This window comes from Methanospirillum hungatei (genome assembly GCF_020216685.1).
Lineage (GTDB): Archaea > Halobacteriota > Methanomicrobia > Methanomicrobiales > Methanospirillaceae > Methanospirillum > Methanospirillum hungatei_B.
In genome coordinates this window covers 1-7,705 of sequence record NZ_JAIWNS010000218.1, presented here as the reverse complement: position 1 = coordinate 7,705, position 7,705 = coordinate 1, and the positions used below count along the sequence as shown (strand labels likewise).

9 protein-coding genes are annotated in these 7,705 nt (G+C 48.3%); 5 read left to right on the top strand and 4 right to left on the bottom strand.

The window, feature by feature from the left end:
* The coding region (locus LDL35_RS13170; protein ID WP_304023212.1) for a response regulator at positions 1-326 on the bottom strand (326 nt) is incomplete at its 3' end.
* Between the two features lie 231 nt (positions 327-557).
* On the opposite strand from LDL35_RS13170, the gene LDL35_RS13165 reads away from it, so the two are divergent.
* Positions 558-1,469, top strand: coding sequence for a phosphate ABC transporter substrate-binding protein (locus LDL35_RS13165; protein WP_304023209.1), 912 nt, complete (start codon positions 558-560; stop codon positions 1,467-1,469).
* 234 nt (positions 1,470-1,703) lie between these two features.
* On the opposite strand, the gene phoU is transcribed toward LDL35_RS13165, so the two are convergent.
* Genes phoU through pstA form a run of 3 tightly spaced genes read right to left on the bottom strand, consistent with a single transcriptional unit; the run spans position 1,704 to position 5,073 of the window.
* Positions 1,704-2,354 carry a phosphate signaling complex protein PhoU gene (gene phoU, locus LDL35_RS13160; RefSeq protein WP_304023206.1) on the bottom strand — a complete coding sequence of 217 codons (651 nt, stop codon included), beginning with the start codon at positions 2,352-2,354 and terminating at the stop codon, positions 1,704-1,706.
* A 4-nt stretch (positions 2,355-2,358) separates the two neighbouring features.
* Positions 2,359-3,120, bottom strand: coding sequence for a phosphate ABC transporter ATP-binding protein PstB (gene pstB, locus LDL35_RS13155; protein ID WP_304023202.1), 762 nt, complete (start codon positions 3,118-3,120; stop codon positions 2,359-2,361).
* 3 nt (positions 3,121-3,123) lie between these two features.
* Positions 3,124-5,073: a phosphate ABC transporter permease PstA gene (gene pstA, locus LDL35_RS13150; protein ID WP_304023200.1), complete on the bottom strand. Its 1,950-nt coding sequence runs from the start codon at positions 5,071-5,073 to the stop codon at positions 3,124-3,126.
* Positions 5,074-5,417: 344 nt separating this feature from the next.
* Here pstA and LDL35_RS13145 point away from each other — a divergent pair, with 344 nt between their 5' ends.
* From LDL35_RS13145 to LDL35_RS13130, 4 genes are all read left to right on the top strand, one after another.
* On the top strand, positions 5,418-6,203 hold the full coding sequence (locus LDL35_RS13145) for an ATP-binding cassette domain-containing protein (protein WP_304023197.1): 786 nt from the start codon (positions 5,418-5,420) through the stop codon (positions 6,201-6,203).
* Positions 6,203-6,907, top strand: coding sequence for a GTP-binding protein (locus tag LDL35_RS13140; RefSeq protein WP_304023194.1), 705 nt, complete (start codon positions 6,203-6,205; stop codon positions 6,905-6,907). The genes LDL35_RS13145 and LDL35_RS13140 overlap by 1 nt, the downstream gene beginning before the upstream one ends.
* Positions 6,907-7,533 (top strand): (Fe-S)-binding protein, encoded by a 627-nt coding sequence (locus tag LDL35_RS13135; RefSeq protein ID WP_304023192.1) that lies wholly within the window; start codon positions 6,907-6,909, stop codon positions 7,531-7,533. The genes LDL35_RS13140 and LDL35_RS13135 overlap by 1 nt, the downstream gene beginning before the upstream one ends.
* Positions 7,530-7,705: homocysteine biosynthesis protein (locus tag LDL35_RS13130; protein WP_304023215.1), on the top strand; the 176-nt coding region annotated here is incomplete at its 3' end. The genes LDL35_RS13135 and LDL35_RS13130, both read left to right, overlap by 4 nt.

The window sequence follows — 7,705 nt, the reverse complement described above, 5'->3', positions numbered from 1 at the left end:
CTGCCCGGCTCACCTGACTTTTGCAGGTAAAAGTCTGCACCGTTGTTGAGAGCATCGATAACAACATCCTCCCTGCCTCTGCCGGTATAGATGATGATCGGGCAGTCAAGTCCGCTCTGTCGTACCTCCTTTAAAAAATCAATACCATTGACATCAGGCATGTAATAGTCAAGAACGATGGTGTCATACCCTGTCTTTCTGACAAGATCTTTAGCTTCATCTGCAGAAGGGCATGTATCAACGAGCATTGATCCATAACTTTCCAGGTACATCCTGACCAGTTCAAGGATACCGGGTTCGTCATCTACATACAGCACGCGATACATAGGAAGTCCAGATTATTGAGTTATGAAAATTATGCGAATTATAATTGAAGGTTCTGATCCTGAAAATGACCAGGGGATAGGAAAAGGTACTTTCTATCTCTATAAATAAGTCTCTGGATGTCAGACATTCATATCTCTATGGCACTATAGAGTTATCTGATGTCTCTATATTCTCTGGAGATAATCAGTTTAATATCTGGTTTCGTTATAGGTGATGATACGTGAGTTACCATGGCTGGTAAGACTACAATTGTATCAGGAATTATCCTGATTGGACTTTTTATTTGTGCCGTGCTCCTCTGCGGATGTACCGGGACAACTGAAACTGAAAAAACCACCCCGGTTACAACCGGTGAAAACCCGCTGAAAGAGACAAAGGTTCAGCCCGGAGCAGCCGGTGTTCTGACGATTACCGGTTCAACCACCGTGCTTCCGGTCGCAGCGCAGGCAGCAGAAATCTATATGGATACCCATCCGGGTGTTGATGTCCAGGTCAATGGTGGAGGGTCCGGGGCCGGAGTCCAGTCGGCTGGAGAGGGTACTGCCATGATTGGAATGGCCTCCCGTGATCTGAAGAAAGAAGAGAAAGAGAAATATCCTGAGTTGCTTGAGCATCAGATTGCCATTGATGGAATTGCCATCATCACTCACAAGACCAATCCGATCGCTTCTCTTACTCTTGATCAGGTAAAAGCCATATACAACGGAAATATTACCAACTGGAAAGACGTTGGAGGGAATGATGCATCAATTGTTGTCATCGGCAGAGATAGTGCATCAGGGACCAGGGAGTTCTTCCATGAGAAGGTTATGAACAAAGAGGATTTTGTTCCGACACAGCTTGAAAAGAACTCAAATGGTGCAGTAAAACAGAGTGTTGCACAGACTCCTGCTGCAATCGGGTATGTCGGTCTTGGATATATTGATGATACTGTCCATGCAGTGCCGATCCTTGTTGATGGAAAATCTGTAATCCCCTCGATTGAATCGGTAAAGGATAAATCATATCCGATTGCCCGTCCGCTTAATTTCCTGACCAATGGTGAGCCATCCGGAATTATTGCTGAGTTCATTGCCTTCATCGACAGTCCTGAAGGGCAGAAGATCGTTACTGAAGAAGGGTTTGTTCCCCTTACCAATTAAGCCCCTTTTCCCTTTTTTCACACTCACTAAACACTGTACGGTCGATTGATGCAGATCTCTTTTTAGATATTCTGACATTCGGGTGTTGTGGGGGCATCAGGCAGGTGACTATGGTTTAGGTCAGAGAGCCGTTTCATATTGGTGTATAACCTCATACTGATATGAAACAAAGGCCCTCATCCTTCAGAAAAATATCAGGAACAAAAAGAGTAAAATAAGGATAAAAAGGAAAAATCAGATTATTTCTACCCGCTCGCCGGTGACCATGTATGTCGTCATCTCGGCAATGTTACATGCCTGATCACCACATCGCTCCAGGTACCGGTCAATGATGACATACCGTGCCAGGATCGGAACATCGTCCTTTTTCTGTTCCATTCTTTTGATGAGATCCCGCATCACTTCACAATACAGACGATCAATCTCTGAATCCCGCTCCCGCATATTCCTGATACGGGTCACGTCACGATCCTCAAATGCATCAAATGCATCCTCAATCATTGAGAGAACTTTTCTCCCGACAATGATGAGTTTATCAGGATCGGCAAGACCACAGCATTGAGAAAGGGTTTTGATGGTGTCCCCGATATCATATCCCATCCGCCCGATACGCTCAAAGTTATAGATGATACGAAGCGAAGCGACTATCTCCCGCATATCCCGTGCAACCGGCTGATATAAAGCCAGATGCCTGAACATGTTCTCTTCTGTGGCAATAAACTGTTTCTTCAGCTCAATCTTCCGGTTACAGACATCCTGGGCAAGGTCCGTATCTCCCCGCTCAAAAGCATCAATACTGTCCCGGAGCATGGTAATGGCATATGTTCCTAAATCACATGCATCAGTGTGGATCTGTGAGAGTTCAGAACGTTCTTTCTCGGTCATAGTCTTATCCGAATCTTCCGGTGATATAGTTCTCAGTCAATTCTTTGTGTGGATTCTCAAATATCTGTCTGGTCTCCCCGAATTCTATGAGGTCACCAAGGTACATGAATGCCGTATAATCTGAAACGCGGGAAGCCTGGGACATACTATGGGTGACGATGATCACACAGTACTCCTTCTTGAGTTCCTCAATAAGATCCTCGATCTTTGAAGTTGCAATCGGGTCAAGAGCACTGCATGGCTCATCCATGAGGATAATCTCAGGGTTTACGGCCAGCGTTCTTGCAATACAGAGACGCTGCTGCTGACCTCCGGACAGACTCATTGCCGAATCATGCAACCGGTCTTTCACTTCTTCCCAGAGTGCAGCCTTATGAAGGCATGACTCCACGATCTCGTCAAGGTCTCTCTTGTTTTTTATTCCATGAACCCGTGGTCCGTATGCGATGTTCTCGTAGATGGATTTTGGAAAGGGGTTTGGTTTCTGAAAGACCATTCCGATCTTCCTTCTGAGTTCTACCGGGTCTGCGTCCGGCCCGTTAATATTCTGTCCATGATAGAGAATATCCCCCGTGACCCGACAACCTAAAACCAGATCATTCATCCGGTTAAAACACCGAATAAGGGTTGATTTTCCACATCCGGACGGACCAATCAGGGCAGTGACCTTTCTGTTCGCGACTGGCAAAGTTACATTGTGCAGTGCATGATTCTCCCCGTACCAGAGGTTTAAACCCTGCACATCGATGATAATTTCTTCATTCATAGGTTACCACCTGATTTTTTTATCATAATGATTTCTGATGACAATCGCTCCTCCATATATCATGATGACGAGGAAAAGAAGGACGACTGCCGTTGCATACTGGTTGTTCCTGGCGCCTGGGACATTGGTTGCCAGAATGAACAGATGATAGGGGAGAGCCATGACCGGATCAAAAAACGAATCAGGAAGGCGTCGCTGCATGAATACGACGGCTGTAAACATAATCGGGGCCGTCTCACCTGCTGCACGCCCGATAGAGAGGATGGCACCGGTGATAATACCTGGAACCGACGGGGGGAGGACAACCCGCCGGACCGTCTGCCACCTGGTCGCTCCAAGGGCATACGATCCTTCACGAAGACTGTCCGGAACACTCTTTAATGCCTCCTCCGTCGTTCTGATCACCGTTGGCAGGACCATAAGGGCAAGGGTAATCATACCGGCAAGGAGTGATATACCAAATCCAAGGAAGAGCACAAGAAAGGTGAACCCGAACAGCCCGAAAACGATAGAAGGAGTCCCATTCAGCAGATCTGTTGCCGTCCTGATAAACCTGGTAAGGATGTTCTCTTTCGTATATTCCACGAGGTAAATAGCAGCTCCGATCCCAAGAGGCAGAGCGATGAGAATAGAACCAATAACCAGGTAGAATGTTCCGATTATAGCAGGAAAGATACCTCCTCCGCGACCGAGGTTTCGTGGTGATTCGGTCAGGAAATCAATCGTGACATAAGGAAGACCGTTTGAGAAGATATCATACAGGATGAAGATGAGGATGAGAGTTACAATTCCCATCATGATTGTGACCAGAGAGAACCAGATCTTCTGCACCGTCTGTCTGATACAGTACCGGTCAACCAGTCGTACGATCAGGTAGAGTATCAGCATCCCTGCCGCTCCCTGCCATAATCCGATAAGGAGCAGGAATAGTCCGAGAAGGGCTGTCAATCCCGGCGGAAGATAGGGCATGATCCCGGACAGCCGGTCTGTGATCATACGGCATGAGAACACCCCTGTTCGTGAGCATCCTCCGGTCTGTGAACTCTTCAGACGTTTCATGACCGTCAGGGCTGCCAGGTTGATGATCAGAGTTATCAGAAGTAACACAACGGCAACGCCGAACAGAGCATGGTAGTGAAGTGATCCGACCGCAACCTCCCCCATCTCAATCCCCAGTGTTCCGGTCAGGGTTCGGACCGGTGAAAGGATATTCCAGATTGGGGACGGGATGATCGCTGCGTTCCCGGTAACCATGATGACCGCCATCGTCTCACCGACAGCACGACCGATTCCAAGAATCACAGCCGCGGTAATACCTGACAGTGCAGCAGGGACGATGACCTGTGATATGGTCTGCCAGTGGGTCGCCCCAAGAGCCAGGGATCCTTCCTTCAGGTATCTGGGAACTGAACTGATGGCATCCTCTGATACGCTGATAATGGTCGGAAGGGACATGATACCAAGAAGGATTGAACCGGCAAGGACCGACTCTCCGCTCGGGACCGAAAGGAGATCCTGTAAAAATTTCACGAGGATGACAAGTCCGAAGAATCCATAAACCACAGACGGAATCCCGGCAAGAAGCTCAACAGCCGGTTTCAGAATATTTCTCATCCGGGGGCTTGCAAGTTCAGCGATGAAGATTGCACAGGCGATACCGAAAGGAACGGCAAATATCATTGCTCCAATAGTGACGAGCAGGGTCCCGACGATGAGGGGGACAAGTCCGTACTTTGGTATGATACTGGTCGGATCCCATCGTTCCCCGGTAAGAAATGGAATAAGGCCGATATCCAGAAATGCCGGTGCTGCATCATAGAGCAGGAAGATGAGAATAAAAAAAATTCCAATGATCGAAGAAATGGCACAGATGAACCATACGGTATGCATGGTAATTTCAAGTGGTCTTCGTTTCTGACGGAATTTCAGGGGGTTTTGCTGACCAATTGTCACGATCTCTCTGACTCCTTAACAGGGCGTTCCCGGACTTTTAAATATTACCATATTGTATGCGTTGGTATGAATGTGCATTGGCAATCTGGTCCGGACTACACAGGTTCTCTATGATGCTCCTGAATTCTACATGAGAGTATGTTCTAGAGAATATGGAGAACTATAGAGAGATATGATGTCTCTATAGGTAGTATATTTCACACCTTCATGAGTGCCTGTATGGACTGATGGAGATTATGTAGCACTTAAGTATAGTAAAATTCCTATTATAATTTCCTTATTGTATCAATTTTGGATATATTGGGATAATATTATTATCCTGACTGGCGTACAATCTATTCAGGATGATAGAGGAAACCATCAGGGATATAACCATACTGCCCGGACGGAACCGCAAGGGGATACAAGAGGCGTTTTTAGAGATACACATCAGACCAGGCGATACCCTGTCCATCGTCGGACCGACCGGGTCCGGAAAAAGTGCCTTTATCAATGATATCGAGATATTTGCAAATCGGGATACCGTCACCGGGCGACAGATTCTGGTTAACGGGAAACTCCCTCCGGAACGGTATGTCCGTGACCCGGCAGCAAAACCGGTTGCCCTCATCACCCAGAATACCCGGTGTCTGTGTGATCTGAGTGTCTCTGACTTTTTACGAATGCATCTCCTCTCCCGTGGATATATGAAAGAGTCCTGCATTCAGGAGACCATCAATCTTGCAAACCAGTTTACCGGAGAACCGATTACCGCCCATGTCCGGATGACCAGCCTTTCAGGTGGACAGACACGATCCCTGATGGTGGCAGATGCTATTCTTATCTCAAACACGCCGATAATCCTGCTTGATGAGGTTGAGAATGCGGGAATATTCAAAGAAAAGGTGATAGAAGTCCTCCGTCAGCATCACAAAGCCCTGCTCTTTGTCACCCATGATCCCCTGGTCTCCCTGCTTTCAGATCGCCGTATCGTAATGCAGGATGGGGCAGTATCAAAGGTCATCGAGCCTGACGGGGCAGAAGAACATGCAATCCGTCAGATGCTTCACATGGATGGCATTATCGGCCGGATGAGAGAGATGATTCGTGCCGGTGAACTGATCACCCAACCCGTTCCGGTATCCTGGTAATGAAACTCGTCATCATCGCCGGCCCTCCTTCGGCTGGAAAGACTGCAGTCACCAGGCAGATAATCAGGATCCATCCTGAGCTCAAGTCTGCATACCTGAAGATAGATGTGGTCTGTGCCACCGAAGATGAAGAGATCAGGAATGAGTTTCATATTCCTGCAAAAAAGGTCTACTCAGGTGATCTCTGTCCTGATCATGCCGGAATCATGATCCTTGACGAGGCTATAGAGTGGGCCATGACAGAAGGGGCAGATATGCTCATCGTTGAGAGTGCAGGTCTTTGTCTGCGATGCACTCCGTATACGACCCAGTCATTTGGTATTGTTGTCTTATCTGCAATCTCCGGGATACAATCTCCTGCAAAGATGGCACCCATGATAGCCCTTGCCGATATCGCGGTTGTGACCAGGATTGATCTCGTCTCACAGGCAGAAAAGGAGGTGTTCAGAGAGAAGATCCGGGGCATTCGGGGAGATATTGATATTGTTGAGACGAATGCCGTGCAGGGAACCGGTATGCGATACCTGACAAGGGCGATTGGGGAAGCACCGGATATTGAGAACCCGGCAACCATCACCCTCCGGGGTATTCCCCCGCTCGGCGTCTGTACGGTCTGCATTGGAAAGACGAATATCGGATGGAAGCATCATACGGGAGTCCTTCGTCAGCTTGACGGAGATGCACTGATGTTCAGGGGTGACTGATGGGGGAAGACTGGACTTTACCCGGAAGAAACTGCGGTGCATGCGGGTATGGGACCTGTGATGAGTTCTTCGCAGCCCTTCAGTCAGGGACCAGAAAAAAAGAGGAATGTCCGTTCTCTTCTCAACACCTCTGTCAGGAGGTGCCCTGCACTCAGGCAGTTCTTGGGAGTTTTGACATCCTTGGAGATCCCTTCGATTTTATCCTGCATCCATTACCGGGGGAATGCTCGGCCAGGAAGATTCTTCTTCCGTTCAGACCTGATCTCGTTGAGAAATGGGATATTCAGCCGGGTGATATCCTGACCGGACGGCCCATGGGAGCCGGATGCCCGGTCCAGCATGTCCTTTTGGTATTGTCAGCAAGTACAGTATCAGGAGTAATCGTAACCCATGTCGTTGGCCCTCTCTCCTCACGGGGGAGAGAAGTAAAAGATCTTGAGGCCTATCATATCATCGGGTTTGAAGGAATGGCTGAAAGTGTCCGTCAGGTACCGGTATTTGGGAGGAGGATGCGGTTTCTCCCGGCGTACTGCATGATGAATCTTGCTCATACCGGCGTTGTGAACCAGTTATTCTCCAGAAAGGAAGGCCTGCAGGTACGGGTGGAGGATATACGGCTCCTATGAGACCAATTGATGAGATCAGGACCGCTCTTGCCGATGGGTCTGCAGTTATCCTGACGGCATCTGAATTAAAAAAAAGAATTGTACAGGACGATACCGTCTCTGATGTTGATGTTGTCACCTGTGGGACCTGCGGGGTCATGTCAGGCACATATGCGGTCCTGTCGGTCCCGGT

Bases quoted from the DNA above. Each gene is read 5' to 3' on its own strand.
- LDL35_RS13165 (WP_304023209.1), top strand. From the start codon at position 558: ATGGCTGGTAAGACTACAATTGTATCAGGAATTATCCTGATTGGACTT.
- phoU (WP_304023206.1), bottom strand. From the start codon at position 2,354: ATGACCGAGAAAGAACGTTCTGAACTCTCACAGATCCACACTGATGCA.
- pstB (WP_304023202.1), bottom strand. From the start codon at position 3,120: ATGAATGAAGAAATTATCATCGATGTGCAGGGTTTAAACCTCTGGTAC.
- LDL35_RS13145 (WP_304023197.1), top strand. From the start codon at position 5,418: ATGATAGAGGAAACCATCAGGGATATAACCATACTGCCCGGACGGAAC.
- LDL35_RS13140 (WP_304023194.1), top strand. From the start codon at position 6,203: ATGAAACTCGTCATCATCGCCGGCCCTCCTTCGGCTGGAAAGACTGCA.
- LDL35_RS13135 (WP_304023192.1), top strand. From the start codon at position 6,907: ATGGGGGAAGACTGGACTTTACCCGGAAGAAACTGCGGTGCATGCGGG.